The sequence below is a fragment of the Pseudonocardia charpentierae genome, from assembly GCF_031845345.1.
Classification (GTDB): domain Bacteria; phylum Actinomycetota; class Actinomycetes; order Mycobacteriales; family Pseudonocardiaceae; genus Pseudonocardia; species Pseudonocardia charpentierae.
In genome coordinates, this window is the sequence record NZ_JAVREJ010000002.1 from 51,366 (window position 1) to 64,906 (window position 13,541).

At 73.1% G+C, this 13,541-nt stretch carries 13 protein-coding genes; 6 read left to right on the top strand and 7 right to left on the bottom strand.

Annotated features, from left to right (window positions below; genetic code table 11):
* Position 1: 1 nt before the first annotated feature.
* A complete protein-coding gene (locus RM445_RS03190) occupies positions 2–1,003 on the bottom strand; it encodes a 3-hydroxyacyl-CoA dehydrogenase family protein (protein WP_311554452.1) in 1,002 nt (333 codons plus the stop codon).
* A gap of 184 nt (positions 1,004–1,187) precedes the next feature.
* On the opposite strand from RM445_RS03190, the gene RM445_RS03195 reads away from it, so the two are divergent.
* From RM445_RS03195 to RM445_RS03215, 5 genes are read left to right on the top strand one after another with little or no spacing between them, the layout of a single operon-like run.
* Positions 1,188–2,126 (top strand): sugar phosphate isomerase/epimerase family protein, encoded by a 939-nt coding sequence (locus RM445_RS03195; RefSeq protein ID WP_311554453.1) that lies wholly within the window; start codon positions 1,188–1,190, stop codon positions 2,124–2,126.
* A 31-nt stretch (positions 2,127–2,157) separates the two neighbouring features.
* Positions 2,158–2,952 carry an SDR family NAD(P)-dependent oxidoreductase gene (locus RM445_RS03200; RefSeq protein WP_311554454.1) on the top strand — a complete coding sequence of 265 codons (795 nt, stop codon included), beginning with the start codon at positions 2,158–2,160 and terminating at the stop codon, positions 2,950–2,952.
* A 39-nt stretch (positions 2,953–2,991) separates the two neighbouring features.
* On the top strand, positions 2,992–4,365 hold the full coding sequence (locus RM445_RS03205; protein ID WP_311554455.1) for an MFS transporter: 1,374 nt from the start codon (positions 2,992–2,994) through the stop codon (positions 4,363–4,365).
* Between the two features lie 7 nt (positions 4,366–4,372).
* Entirely contained in the window at positions 4,373–5,827 is a 1,455-nt protein-coding gene (locus RM445_RS03210) for a four-carbon acid sugar kinase family protein (protein WP_311554456.1), read from the top strand.
* Positions 5,824–6,726: an NAD(P)-dependent oxidoreductase gene (locus RM445_RS03215; protein WP_311554457.1), complete on the top strand. Its 903-nt coding sequence runs from the start codon at positions 5,824–5,826 to the stop codon at positions 6,724–6,726. The genes RM445_RS03210 and RM445_RS03215 overlap by 4 nt, the downstream gene beginning before the upstream one ends.
* Here RM445_RS03215 and menE read toward each other — a convergent pair.
* The 3 genes from menE to RM445_RS03230 all read right to left on the bottom strand — a co-directional run bounded on the left by menE (position 6,636) and on the right by RM445_RS03230 (position 9,629).
* The gene (gene menE, locus RM445_RS03220; protein ID WP_311554458.1) at positions 6,636–7,970 is read right to left on the bottom strand and encodes an o-succinylbenzoate--CoA ligase; all 1,335 of its coding nucleotides are present in this window, start codon (positions 7,968–7,970) and stop codon (positions 6,636–6,638) included. The genes RM445_RS03215 and menE overlap by 91 nt on opposite strands.
* Positions 7,971–8,424: 454 nt before the next feature.
* Positions 8,425–8,598, bottom strand: a complete 174-nt coding sequence (locus tag RM445_RS03225; protein WP_311554459.1) for a hypothetical protein — start codon at positions 8,596–8,598, stop codon at positions 8,425–8,427.
* Between the two features lie 104 nt (positions 8,599–8,702).
* The gene (locus RM445_RS03230; protein WP_311554460.1) at positions 8,703–9,629 is read right to left on the bottom strand and encodes a 1,4-dihydroxy-2-naphthoyl-CoA synthase; all 927 of its coding nucleotides are present in this window, start codon (positions 9,627–9,629) and stop codon (positions 8,703–8,705) included.
* 92 nt (positions 9,630–9,721) lie between these two features.
* On the opposite strand from RM445_RS03230, the gene RM445_RS03235 reads away from it, so the two are divergent.
* The gene (locus tag RM445_RS03235; RefSeq protein ID WP_311554461.1) at positions 9,722–10,405 is read left to right on the top strand and encodes a DUF998 domain-containing protein; all 684 of its coding nucleotides are present in this window, start codon (positions 9,722–9,724) and stop codon (positions 10,403–10,405) included.
* Here RM445_RS03235 and RM445_RS03240 read toward each other — a convergent pair whose 3' ends face one another.
* From RM445_RS03240 to RM445_RS03250, 3 genes are all read right to left on the bottom strand, one after another.
* Complete coding sequence (locus RM445_RS03240; protein WP_311554462.1) at positions 10,406–10,930, bottom strand: DUF1360 domain-containing protein; 525 nt, start codon at positions 10,928–10,930, stop codon at positions 10,406–10,408.
* 119 nt (positions 10,931–11,049) lie between these two features.
* Positions 11,050–11,580 carry a hypothetical protein gene (locus RM445_RS03245; protein WP_311554464.1) on the bottom strand — a complete coding sequence of 177 codons (531 nt, stop codon included), beginning with the start codon at positions 11,578–11,580 and terminating at the stop codon, positions 11,050–11,052.
* Positions 11,577–13,388, bottom strand: a complete 1,812-nt coding sequence (locus RM445_RS03250) for an Hsp70 family protein (protein WP_311554465.1) — start codon at positions 13,386–13,388, stop codon at positions 11,577–11,579. The genes RM445_RS03245 and RM445_RS03250 overlap by 4 nt, the downstream gene beginning before the upstream one ends.
* Between the last annotated feature and the right edge of the window lie 153 nt (positions 13,389–13,541).

The following is a 13,541-nucleotide window of genomic DNA, read 5'->3' on the forward strand; positions in this document are numbered from 1 at the left end:
CTCACGAACCGTCGGCGAGGGGTGAGGGTCCGAGCTCGCGCAGCAGGTCGTTCATCGCGCTGTAGGCCTTGTTCCGGTACGCGATGAGCGCATCCCGCTTCTCCGGGTCGAGCTCGAGGAAGCCCGATCCGGACTTGACGCCGAACCTGCCCTGGGCGACGAGGTCGGTGAGGACCTTGGGCGCCGCGAGGCGCTCGCCGAAGGCCTGCTCGAGGGTCTTGAAGGAGTCGGCGTAGACGTCGAGGCCCGCCATGTCCGCGATCGCGAACGGACCGAAGAAGGGCAGCCGGAAGCCGAAGGTGCTCGTGACGATCGTGTCCACGGCGGTGGCGTCGGCAACGCCCTCCTCCACGATCGCCATGGCTTCATTCAGCAGCACGTACTGCAGGCGGTTCAGGACGAAGCCCGGTACGTCGGCGACCTGCGCGCTGCGCCGGCCGGCCCGCGCCAGCATCCGCTCGACGACGGGGATGACGCTGGGATCGGTCTGTTCCCCGGCCACGATCTCGACTCCCGGGATGAACGGCGCGGGGTTGCTCCAGTGCACGGTGAGGAACCGGCTCGGATCCTTCAGCCCCTCCGCGAGCACGTGGACCGGGATGGTCGACGTGTTGGTCCCGATGATCGTGCCCGGCCGGGCCGCAGCCTCGACCCTGGCAAGGACGTCCCGCTTGATCCCGGGAACCTCGGGGACCGCTTCCTCGACGAAGTCGACGTCGGCGACCGCCTCCTCGATCGACGGCGCCACGTGCAGGTTCTCGCGGATCCGGTCGGTGCTGCCGGGAGGGAAGAGGCCTTGCGCCTGGAACTGCTCGGCCTCGGCCAGCAGGCGCTCGTGCGCCTTCCGCGTCGCGTCGGCGTCGACGTCGGCGAGCCGGACCTGGAAGCCCGCGTTGGCGAGCGACTGGGCGATCCCGCCACCCATGTATCCCGCCCCCACCTGGGCAACCTTGTTGATCTCCACCTCGACGCGTCCCTTCTCGCTGAAGCAGGGTCGGGCCACGCTAACCAGCCGACGAGGGGCCGGGCCGGTCTTCGGGCAGCCGCACCGGCGGATGTGCGCTGCCCGTCCATGACTGTTCCGTCACCGACAAGACCACGCGGTGCCCGGGGTGATGCCCTGTGGCCGGCCCACCCGGGCCACGCCGGTTGCTTCTCGTTCACCTGCCCGGAAGGAGACGGCTCCGATGACCGCCGTTCCGTACACGGCCGAGAATTGGCCGATCGCGGCCGCGATGCTCCCGTTCGGGAGCACGGACTCCCACGGCGGACCGATCCAGGACGCCGATCCGGAGGAATGGGCCAGGCACCTGCGGCTGGTGCGGCGGATCGGCTTCACCGAGGTCGACCCCACCGACACGTGGGTCCGGGTCGGCGACCTCGACGCGGGGCGGCTGGAGGAGTTCCGGGGCGTGCTGGGCGACGTCGGACTCACGGTCCCCGCCATCTCCACGTCCCGCCGGAGCGTGATGGACCCCGCGCACGGGGAGGAGAACCTCGCCTACAGCCACCGGCTGCTGGACGCGGCGGCCGAGCTGGGTGTGCCGATGGTGAGCTTCGGCTTCTTCCAGGCGTTCACCCCGGCCCAGCGGCAGGTTCTGTGGTTCTGGCTGGCCGAGGGATGGCACGACGACGAGTCGGCGGAGGCCCGGAGCCGCGCCGCCTCGCTGATCCGCGAGCTGGCGGAGCACGCCGCCGGCAACGGGCAGCAGATCACCCTGGAGATGTACGAGGACACCTACGTCGGCACCTGCGACGGCGCGGTGAAGTTCCTCGAGGAGGTCGGCCACGACGCCTGCGGGCTGAACCCCGACCTGGGCAACTTCATCCGCCTCCACCGCCCGATCGAGCCGGTGCAGGACATGCTCGACAAGGTGCTGCCGTACAGCAACTACTGGCACGTCAAGAACTACGCGCGCGACGAGGACCCGGCCACCGGCCAGGTGATGACCTTCCCCGTCCCGATGGAGTTCGGACTGATCAACTACCGGGCGGCGATCGCTCAGGCGCTCGACCTCGGTTTCCGCGGCGCGTTCCTGTGCGAGCACTACGGCAACGACGCGATCACCGTGATCGGCCGGAACCGGGCCTACGTCCGGGAACTCCTCGCCCAGCTCCTCGACTGACCTCGAGCCGTTGCCTCCCGAAAGGAGCGACATGACGTCCGCCGCCACCGCTTCGACATCATCACGCCTGCCGGACCGCCGCACCGCGGTCGTGACCGGGGCCGGCGGGCCGGCCGGGATCGGCCGGGTGACGGCCCAGGTGCTGGCCGAGAGCGGGTGGGCGGTCGCGCTGGTCGACATCAACGCCGACGGCCTGTCCGCCGTCGAGGCCGAACTGCGCGGTGCCGGGCACGAGGACCTGCTGGCCGTGACGGCCGACATCGCCTCCGAATCCTCGGTGAACGAGGCGTTCGACCGGATCGACGGCGCGCTTCCCCCGGTCGTGGGCCTGGTCAACCTGGCCGGCATCGCCTGCCCGACCCCGCTGCACGAGTGCGACCTGAAGGAGTTCGAGCGGGTGATGGCGGTGAACGTCACCGGGTCGTTCCTCATGCTCAGGGCGGCCGCCGCCCGGATGATCCCGCAGGGCGTCGGCCGGATCGTCAACACGTCGTCGATCACCGCCTTCGACGGGGGCGGGACCTTCTCCAAGGGCGTCTACGCCACGGCGAAGGCCGCCGTGATCGGGATGTGTCGTGGGGGTGCCCGGGAGCTCGGGCCGTTCGGGATCACCGTGAACGTCCTGGCGCCCGGGCCGATCGACACCGAGATCATGGGCGGCCGGCTGACCGACGAGCGCAAGGCGTCGATGTCCGAAGGCATCCCCCTCGGCCGGGTCGGCCAGCCCGAGGAGATCGCCGCCACCGTGGCGTTCCTGCTCTCCGACGGCGGCGGCTACCTGAACGGCTCGACCATCCAGATCGACGGCGGGAAGCACATGCACTGACGCGGGAAGACCGCGTGCTCACTGAGCGAGGAGACATCGATGTCTGAGGTCAGCGGTGCCGAGGGCACCCGACGACGTCATGAGCTGAGCGAGGCGGCGACGAAGAAGGTCTTCCGCCGCCTGATTCCGTTCCTCCTGCTCATGTACATCATCGCGTTCCTGGACCGCAGCAACGTCTCCTTCGCGCAGAAGGAGTTCGAGGTCGACTTCGGGATCAGCGCCTCGGCCTACGCCTTCGGCGCGGGGCTGTTCTTCGTCGGATACGCCGTGTTCGAGATCCCGAGCAACATCCTGCTGCACAAGGTCGGGGCGCGATGGTGGCTGGCCCGCATCATGGTCAGCTGGGGGCTCGTCTCCGCCGCCTTCGTCTTCGTGCAGGGCCCGACCAGCTTCTACATCCTGCGGTTCCTGCTGGGAGTCACGGAGGCCGGCTTCTTCCCCGGGGTCATCCTGTATCTGACCTACTGGATTCCCGCCCGGCACCTCAGCCGTGCCCGCGGCTACTTCTACATGGGAATCGCGATCGCCGGCATCCTGGGCAACCCGCTGTCCGGTGGGCTGCTCGAGCTCGACGGCGTCCTCGGGTGGCGGGGAATCCAGTGGATGTTCCTGGTCGAGGGCCTGCTGGCGGTGGTGGTCGGTGTCTGGGCCTACTTCTACCTCACCGACAGGCCCAAGGACGCGACGTGGCTGCCCTCGGACGAGCGGCAGGCCCTGATGGAGACGGTCGAGGCCGAGGACACCGCGAAGGCCGAGGGGCACGGCCCGCAGAAGGTGCTCGCGGCGCTCGGGAACTGGCGGGTCTGGTACTTCGCGCTGATCTACTTCTGCATCCAGATCGCCGTGTACGGGGTCACCTTCTTCCTCCCCACCCAGGTCACTGCCATCACCGGGCAGAAGCTCGGGTTCCAGGCCTCGCTGGTCACCGCCATCCCCTGGGTGTTCGCTCTGCTCGGGGTGGCGTTCTTCCCCGGGCTGGCCGACCGCACCCGCAAGCACCGGCCGATCGGCTGCGCGCTGCTGCTGGCCACTGCCGTGGGGATCTTCGTCTCCGGCGCGCTGAGCGGCACTCCGGTCCTGGCGATCGCCGGGCTCTCCCTGGCGGCGATCGGGTTCGTGTCCATGCAGCCGATCTTCTGGACGCTGCCGACCGAGTACATGACCGGGTATGCCGCCGCAGCCGGGATCGGCTTGATCAACTCGCTCGGCAATCTGGGCGGTTTCCTGGCGCCGAACATGCGTGACTACTTCGACAAGAGCGTCGGCGGCAACGCGGGTCTCTACTCGCTCGCCGTAGCGGCGATCCTCGGCGCGGCGCTGTTCGCTCTCACGGCCGTGTTCAAGAAGGCCAACGAGATCGAGGCGGGCCACCTCGACGAGGTCGACTCCGCCGCCGACATCCGCGGTCACTGAGGCAGCCATGACGAACCCCGGCGTGGATCTGGCCGCGCTCCCACCGTTGCGGGTGGTGCCTGATGCGCGGTGGCGGATCAGGGAGGCGCTCGCCGGTGCGGGTCGTCGGATCGCGGTGTTCGACGACGACCCGACCGGGTCGCAGACGGTGCATGACGTGGCCGTGGTGACCGTGTTCGACCCCGAGGAGATCGCCGCCGGTCTGGACGGGCCGGGCTCGACGTGTTTCATCCTGACCAACACCCGCAGCATGGACGAGACCGACGCGGTCGCGCTCAACACCCGGGTCGGTCGCACGGTGTTCGAGCTGGGCCGCCGCCTCGACGCACCCATCGACGTGATCAGTCGCAGCGACTCCACCCTGCGCGGGCACGTCATCGCCGAAGTGAGCGCGCTGGACGCGGTCCGCCGCGAAGTCCTGGGCCGCGGGTTCGACGGGGTGCTGCTGATCCCGGCGTTCCTCGAGGCCGGCCGCTTCACCGCCGGCGATGTGCACTGGGCGCGGGTCGACGGCGAGCCGACACCGGTCGGCGAGACGGAGTTCGCCCGCGACGCCACCTTCGGCTTCACCGCCTCGGACCTGCGGGAGTTCGTCGCCGAGAAAAGCCGCGGCACCATCGCACCGGGCCAGGTGCACAGCCTCACGCTGGACGACATCCGCCGCGGCGGATCACAACGGGTCGCCGAGATCCTCGCCGGGGTGACCGACGGCGCGTTCGTCGTGGTCAACGCCGTCGACTACGCCGACCTCGACGTCGTCGTCCTCGGCCTGCTCGAGCCGCAGGTGGCCGGAAAAGCGTTCCTGTACCGGACCGGGCCGTCGTTTCCGCAAGCCCTGGCCGGGCTGGACCCCCGACCCCCGCTCACGGCGTCCGACATCTGGCCCGCGGACCGACCGGGCGGGCACGGGCTGGTCGTGGTCGGCTCGCACGTCGGGTTGACCAGCCGCCAGGTGGCCGTCGCGCAGGAACGGGGCGGCATCGTCGAGGTCGAGCTGGACGTGCCCGCGGTCGCCGACCCGACGCGTCGGGACGCCCACGTCGCCGAGGTCACGGCCCGGGTGGTGGACGCGCTGGCCGGGTCGGATGTGCTGCTGTTCACCAGCCGGACCCTGCTGCGCGACACCGACCCCGCCGCCAGCCTGGACATCGCCCGGCAGGTCTCCACCGCGGTCATCACCGTCGTCCGCGGCGCCGTCGCGGGTTCTGCCTCGGGGTCGGGGCCGGCGTGGGTGGTGGCCAAGGGTGGGATCACCTCTCACGACGTCGCCGTCCGCGGCCTGGGCATCCGCCGCGCCACCGTCCTGGGCCAGCTCCTGCCCGGGCTGGTGTCGGTGTTCCAACCCGTCGAAGCCCTACCGGAAGTGGTCGGGGTCCCCTACGTGGTGTTCGCCGGCAACGTCGGCGACGAGAACACCCTGGCCTACGTGATCGACCTGTTCAGCGGAAGGACCGCACAGTGACCGAGAACGATGCGGGACCGCGGGTGGGGTGGGTCGGTCTGGGTGCGATGGGCTCCCCGATGGCGGGATGTCTGGCCCGGGCGGGGTTCGCCGTCACCGCCTACGACATCGACCCCGCCCGCGCCCACGCGTTGGCCGTGGACGGGGTGGCCCCGGCGACGTCGATCCGCGAGGCGGCCGCCGGCAGCGACGTGTTGGGTGTCATGGTCGCCACCCCCGACCAGGTCGAGAGTGTGCTGTTCGGCGACGACGCCGCGGCGGACGCGCTCCCGGCCGGCGCGGTGGTCGTGGTGATGGCGACGGTCGGGCCGGCCCCGGTCCGGCGGTGGGCGCAGCGGTTGGGGCGGCAGCAGGTCGACCTGGTCGACGCCCCGGTCTCCGGCGGCGCCGCCCGCGCCGGTGCCGGGCATCTGCTCATCATGGTCGGCGGCACACAGACGGCCGTCGAGCGGGTGCGACCGCTGCTCGACGCGATGGCCCGCACCGCACCGCACGTCGGGACCGCGCCGGGCGACGGGCAGAAGGTCAAGCTCGTCAACCAGCTGCTGTGCGGGGTGCACATCGCCGCCGCCGCCGAAGCACTCGCCTTCGCCGAGACCCTCGACCTCGACCCCGCCGCCACCTGGGAAGTCCTCCGCGGTGGCGCGGCCGCGTCGTTCATGCTCGACGACCGCGGCGCCCGGATGGTGCACGGCACCGACGAGGTGAAGAGCGCGCTCGACATCTTCGTCAAGGACATGGCGCTGGTCACCGACGCCGCCCGTGCCGGCGGTTTCACCGCGCCGCTCGCCGAGGCGGCCGAACAGCTCTACCTCACCGGCCACCGCGCCGGGCTCGGTCGCCGCGACGACTCCACCGTCATCGAGGTGCTCCGCGGCAGCCCCTCGACGTCGACCTGAACGATCGCCTCGGGGCGGTCACCGTGCCGGGTGGCCCGCGGCGTCGCGAGCAGACGGGCGACCGCGGCCCGGTCGGGCTTGCCGATCCCACGCAGCGGGAGGGCGTCGACGGCCTGCAGCACGCGCGGCACCGCGGCCCGGCCGAGGGCGGCCCGCACCGCGGCGCGCAGCCCGTCCGGCGCCGGGGAGCCGTCGACGACCAGGGCGGCTCCGACGATCGAGCCCCATTCCGGATCCGGCAGGCCGACGACGCAGGCCGCCTGCACGCCCGGCTGCGCGACCAGCACGCGCTCGACCGCGGCCGGGGCGACCTTCTCGCCGCCGGTCACGATGACGTCGTCGGCCCGGCCGAGCACCTCGAGCCGGCCCTCGGTCCACCGGCCCAGGTCGCCGGTGCGGAACTCCCGGCTCCCGTCGTGCTCGGCGAACGCGGCGTCGGTGGCGGCCGGGTCGTCGAGGTACCCGGCGGCGAGTGTCGGTCCGCCCAGCACGACGCGCCCATCGGAGTCGAGGCGGACCTGCACCCCGTCGAGCGGCAGCCCGTCGTAGACGCACCCCCCGGACGTCTCGGTCATGCCGTAGGTCGCGACCACCCGCACCCCGGCGGCCTCGGCGCGCGCCCGCAGCCCGGCGTCGAGCGCGGCCCCGCCGATCAGTACGGCGTCGTAGCCGAGCAGCGCGTCGAGCGCGGCGCCGCCCGCGTCGAGAAGACGCAGCAGCTGGGTGGGCACGAGGCTGGTGTAGCGGCGTCCGGGTCCGAGCCGGGCCGTCGCGGCGGCGAACCCGTCGGGCCGGAACCCGCCACGCAGGTCCTGCACGACGGGCGCGGCGCCGGCGAGCAGCGCCCGGACGACGACCTGGACACCGGCGACGTGGTCGGCCGGAAGGGCGAGCAGCCAGCGCCCGGGGCCGCCCAGCCGGGTCGCCGTGGCCTCCGCCGAGGCGCGCAGCGCGGTGGGCGGGAGGACGACGAGCCGCGGACTGCCCGTGGAGCCGGAGGTCGCGACGAGCACCCCGCCGAGGGCAGGGGTGTCCCGGATCGGGGGGTTCGCGGTACGAGGCGTGGGGACTCGCGCGGCGTCCGGCGCACACTCGGCCTGACGAACGTGCCGACTCGCGGGGGGCGGGGGCGGCGCTGCGGGGCCGAGCGGCAGGACCGCGGGGCCGCCGTCGAGCGCGGCGGCGACGGCCCCGGCGAGCACGCCCACGGACTCGGGCGAGCCGTCGAGCCGGATGATCCGCACCCGACCATCCTCCGCCGTGTCGACCCGCCGTCGCACGCTCTGCTGTGCAGCAGGTGCGTCAGGGGCGCCGTGAGAGCCGGGACCACAGCCGTGGCCGGCCCGGTGCCCGGAACCGCCCGCACTGCGCGGCGCCGCAGGCCCCGCAGTCGCTCCCGGGTCGGAAGTGTTCGTGGGCCTCGACGGCATGCCCGCACCGGCACAGCGGCGTCTGAGCCCGTGGGGGGCCGGTCCGGTCCGTGTCGGGACGGTCGTCCCCGCGGCGCGGAGCGGGTATCTGCCGCACCGCCGGTGCCGCCGACGACACCCCTGCGGTGGTGACCTCCGTCGTCATCGCTCGCCTCCCTCCACGCCCGTGGGGGCGCCGTGCTCATCCCCTGTGTAACCCGTCGTCGCTGTAGTCACGCTGAGGACGGTCACGATCGGGCGACACCAGGCGGGTGAAGTCCGCGGACGGTCACCCCGCGCCGTCGATCACCACCCGCGACGGCGGCGGCGCGGGGTGGTCGGGGCCGTCGGCGACCTCGCCGTCCACCCGCACCAGGCCGGCGGCGAGGTGGGCGCGGGCGCGGTCGTCGGCGATCCCGGCGGCGACGAGGCGGTCCAGGACGGTGGGGGAGGGCTCGGTCATACCCCCTCAACCGACGGGCGCGCGTGGCGGTACGGAGTCGTCGGTATGCCAATCAGTAGTGCCAGTCAGTAGTGCCAGTCAGTAGTGCCGGTCAGTAGTGCCAGTCAGTAATGCCAGGGGTACGGGCTCCAGTCGGGTTCGCGCTTCTCCAGGAACGCGTCGCGGCCCTCGACCGCCTCGTCGGTCAGGTACGCCAGCCGGGTCGCCTCGCCCGCGAACAGCTGCTGGCCGACCAGGCCGTCGTCGAGGAGGTTGAACGCGTACTTGAGCATCCGCTGGGCCGTCGGCGACTTGCCGTTGACCTCCCGCGCCCACTCGAGCGCGACCTTCTCCAGGTCCGCGTGCGCCACCACCTCGTTGACCATCCCCATCCGGTGCGCCTGTTCGGCGGTGTAGGCGCGGCCGAGGAAGAAGATCTCGCGGGCGAACTTCTGGCCCACCTGCCGGGCGAGGTAGGCCGAGCCGTAGCCGCCGTCGAAGCTGCCGACGTCCGCGTCGGTCTGCTTGAAGCGCGCGTGCTCGGCGCTGGCCAGCGTGAGGTCGCAGGTGACGTGCAGCGAGTGCCCGCCGCCCGCCGCCCAGCCCGGGACGACGGCGATCACCACCTTCGGCATGAACCGGATGAGCCGCTGGCACTCCAGGATGTGGAGCCGTCCGGAGCGGGCGGCGTCGACGGTGTCCGCCGTCTCGCCGCTGGCGTACTGGTAGCCGCTGCGGCCCCGGATGCGCTGGTCGCCGCCCGAGCAGAACGCCCAGCCCCCGTCCCGGGGCGACGGCCCGTTCCCGGTGAGCAGCACGCAGCCCACGTCCGCCGACTGCCGGGCATGGTCGAGCGTCCGGTACAGCTCGTCGACCGTGTGCGGGCGGAAGGCGTTGCGCACCTCGGGCCGGTCGAACGCGATCCGTACGGCGCCGGTGTCGACGGCCCGGTGGTAGGTGATGTCGGTGAGGTCGGTGAAGCCGGCGACGGGGACCCAGGCGTCGGGGTCGAAGAGGGCTGACGGTTGGTCGGGCTGCGCAGTCGGGGGCACGGCCCAGGACACTAGGCCTCGGGCTCAGCGGCGCGCGGGAACACGTCACGATCCCGCCTCGTTGAACCGTCAACCCCTGCTTGGAGTCGCCCGTGACCGCGCACGCCCCGATCCGTTCCGCCGCCGCCCGCACCTGGGCGTTGTCGGGTACGGCGCTGATCGCGGCGGGAGTCGTGGCGGTGCTCGCGTTGCACGTGGTCGCGCTGGAGGAGGTCGACCCGGTTCGGCGGACTCTGAGCCAGTACGCCCTCGGCCCGTGGAAGCCGGTCTTCGACGCCGGGGTGCTGGCGGTGGCGCTCGGGTCCGTCGCGGTGCTGGCCGGGCTGGTCCGGACCGGGCTCACGCGCGGGCGCGGAGCGGCCGTGGCGCTGCTGGCGGTGTGGAGCGTGTGCCTGGTGGTCGTCGTCGCCTTCGAGAAGATCGACTGGTCGGTCGGCCCGACGCCCACCGGCTACGTGCACCGCTACGCCAGCCTGGTGGCGTTCCTCTGCCTGCCCGTGGCGGCGCTGGCGTTGGGTCGTGCGTGGCGGGGCGACGCGCGGTGGGGCGGGTTCGCGAGGGCCACGCTGTGGCTCGGGGTCGCATCGCTGGCCTGGCTCGTTCCGATCCTGCTGGGCTTCGTGCTGCGCCCGCTGACCGGTGTGCCGTGGTGGCAGTTCGTGCCGCTGGGAGTGTTCGAGCGAGGGGTGGCGCTGACCGAGGTCGCCGCTCTCGTGGTGATGGGGGTGTGGGCGGCACACGCCGCCCGGCACCCCACTCCCGTCAACGCTGCCTGATCAGCTCCCGGCTTCCTGCGCCTTGGCGTAGAACAGGTGCAGGAAGTCCGCGCCGGTGACGGCGGTGAGCGCAGCGGCGACGAGCTTGGTGAGCCGCGGGGCGAAGACGAGACCGATCGTGAAGCCGGCGGCGATCCACACGTCAAAGCAGAACGGGCAGGTGATCAGCTCGCCGATGGAGTGTCGCAGGCCGTCGCGGTGCCGGACCTCCTCCATGACCTCCGCGGGCCCGCCGGAGTCCTGATAGCGGGTGAACGGCGCGCGCAGCGGGCTGGTCACCGCGTCCTTGGTCAGGGTGCGCGAGAGCTTGTGGGTTCCTGCGGCGATCAGCAGCAGGTCCCAGGGCCCGATGCCCTCCGGCAGCCGGCGTCCCGTGGCGAACGCCAGACCTGCGGCACCGGACAGGATCGCCCCGAACACCGCCATGACCACGACGTAGCCGCCGAGCGGGCGCTGCTCGCCGTTGCGGTAGGCGTCCGCCTCCGCCTTCGCGGCCTGCGCGACCCCGTTCTGGACCTGCTGCATGCGTCGTCCCCGATCTGTGTCGTCCCGGCGTTCCCGGGCAGTGCTACCCGGAGGTCCTGCCCGGCATGCAGGTGCCCCTCGTGGGCGCGGCGACACCTCCCGGTCCCACATTTCGGATGTCAGGGCCGGCGGGAGGCGAACCACCGGTTGGCGTCGGGCAGGTACATCAGCACGGCGGCCACGGCGCCGCACGCCGCACCGAGCAGCAGTGCCAGCCGGGCGACGGGATCGACGACGCCGACCGCCAGCACGATCTCGACGACCGCGGCCACGAGCAGCAGGACCAGGAGGTAGCGCACGGCGCCGCGGCCTTCCCGGAGCCGGAGACCCGCGGCGACCTGCGCGAGCCCGACGGCGCCACCCGCGACGAGGACCGCGCTGGTCAGGGCGACAGCGCGGTCGCGGGTCGCCGGCTGCTCGGCGGGGAAGTCGCGGTCGACGACGGTGCGGACGGCGGCCTCCAGGGCCTGCAGGTCGAGCAGCATGACCAGCGCCGCGACGGCTCCGAGGGCACCTGCGGCAAGCCACAGGACGGACGACGCGACGACGATCGTCGGGCGGTGCACGGTGACCGCCGACGGGCGTTCGCGGAACTCGAAGCGGGGACGGGCCGGTGGCGGCCCGACCTGCCGGGGCGGGGTGTCCCTCATGCGCCGGCCGCCTCCCCCGTACCGCTGCCGGCCGGCGGGGTCACCGGCTCGGGCGGGGCCGGCGGCTGCGGGTCGGGCGCCGGTTCCGGCTCGGGCTGCGGGTCGGGCTTCGGCTCCGGCTGCGTCACCGGGGCGGGATCGTTCGCCGTAGGCGGGGCCGTCGGCTCGGGCTGGGGGCCGGGCTTCGGCTCGACGACGGGACCGGGCGCCGTGCTCGGTTCCGGCTCCGCGGCCGGCGGGACCTCGGGCTTGCCGGGCGCACCGGGTGCGGCCGGTGCAGGCGCACCGCCGGCCTGGACGACCGGTGCCACGGCCTGCCTCGCCCCCGACGCGCCGGTCGGGACGTTGCGCGCCACCGGCCGCACCTGCGCGGCCACCGCCTGCTCCCGGCGTGGACCCGCCGGCGTCGTCAGCGCCTCCAGGGTGCCGGCCTCCAGGCCCGGGTCGACGGCGCCTGCTGCCAGGGGGTCGCCGGTCCAGGCGTCCACCGGCCCCGCCGCGGACGTGGGTTCCTCCACCGCCGAACTCGCCGCCACCGGCCCGATCCCCGCCACCACCGACGCCGACAGCCCGAGGACCACCGCCACCGTCACTCCTGCGGCGGCCAGGACCCCGGTCCGGGGCCGCCGCCGCGAGGCGGCTGCGGCCTCGGTGCTCGGCGCGGCGTCGAACGCGAGGGGAGGGCTGGCCGGCTCCTCGGCCGTCGGGTCGTCCGCGGCCGGCGCCGGTGCGTGCAGAGCGCGCGCGGCCAGTGCCGCTCCCGCCGCGACGACGGCCTTGGGGTCGGCGTCCACCGCGACCGGTCGCCCGAGCTCGGCCGAGACCATCTGCGCGACGAGCGGGATCCGTGACGAGCCGCCGACGAGCAGCACGCTGTCGAGATCGCCCGGGTGCACGCCGGCCGAGGTCACGGCCCGACGCAGGGCCTCCACCGTCTCCGACACGGAAGGCCGGATCATGTCCTCGAACTCGGCCCGGCCCAGGCGCACCATCGTGTGCAGGCCCGGCAGCAGCACCGGGATCATGACCTCGGTGTCGGCGGACAGCGTCTCCTTCGCCGCCGTGCACTCCCGGCGCAGGCCCGCGACCGCCGTCTGGACCCCCGGGTCGTCCGGGTCGAGGGAGTCCCAGGCCTCGCCGACCGCCCCGCGGACGTGGGCGAACACCGCGTCGTCGAAGTCGACGCCGCCGAGGCGCTCGATGCCGCTGGGCCGCCCGAGCAGGGCGAACGTGCCGTCGTCGGCCTTACGGACGACCGCCGCGTCGAACGTGCCGCCGCCCAGGTCGTACACGGCGACGGTGCGGCCGGCCTCGACGCGCTCCGCGCTCGCGTACCCGATGGCGGCCGCCTGCGGCTCGGTGAGGAACAGGACGTTCGGGAGGCCCTCGGCGTCGAGTGCGTCGGCGAACGCGCGCCGTTTGTGCTCGCCCCACTCGACCGGGTGGGTCACGGCGACCGCCTCTGCCGGTCCGTCCTCGCGATGCGCCACCTCGGCGACGACCCGCGCCACGAACCGCGCGGAGAGCACCTCGGCCGGCACCGGCCGTCCGGCCACCACCAGCGGGGTCCCGTCGCCGATCCGGCGCTTGAACTCCCGCACGACCCGGCCCGGCTCGGACAACGCACGCCGCGCGGCGGGATCCCCGGTGAGCATGGTCCCGTCGGGAGCGAGGAAGACCACGGAGGCGACCGCGGCGCCCGCGGCGCCCAGTGCGACGCTCTCGGGGCGGGCAGCACCCTCGCGGCAGATCGAGGCCGCGGTCCAGGTGGTGCCCAGGTCGATACCGAGCTGGTAGTGCGGGTGCACCTTGGCGATCCCCCCGAGTACTTCTTTCGCATGGGCTTTCCGGTGTGTGGTGACATACCGGAAGGGCGTTAGCGTACGCGGAGTCCCCGCGCTCGAACGGGGCGCCACGACAGTTACCGAGTCGGCCTTTTCCTGCGTGTGGGGGACGACGAA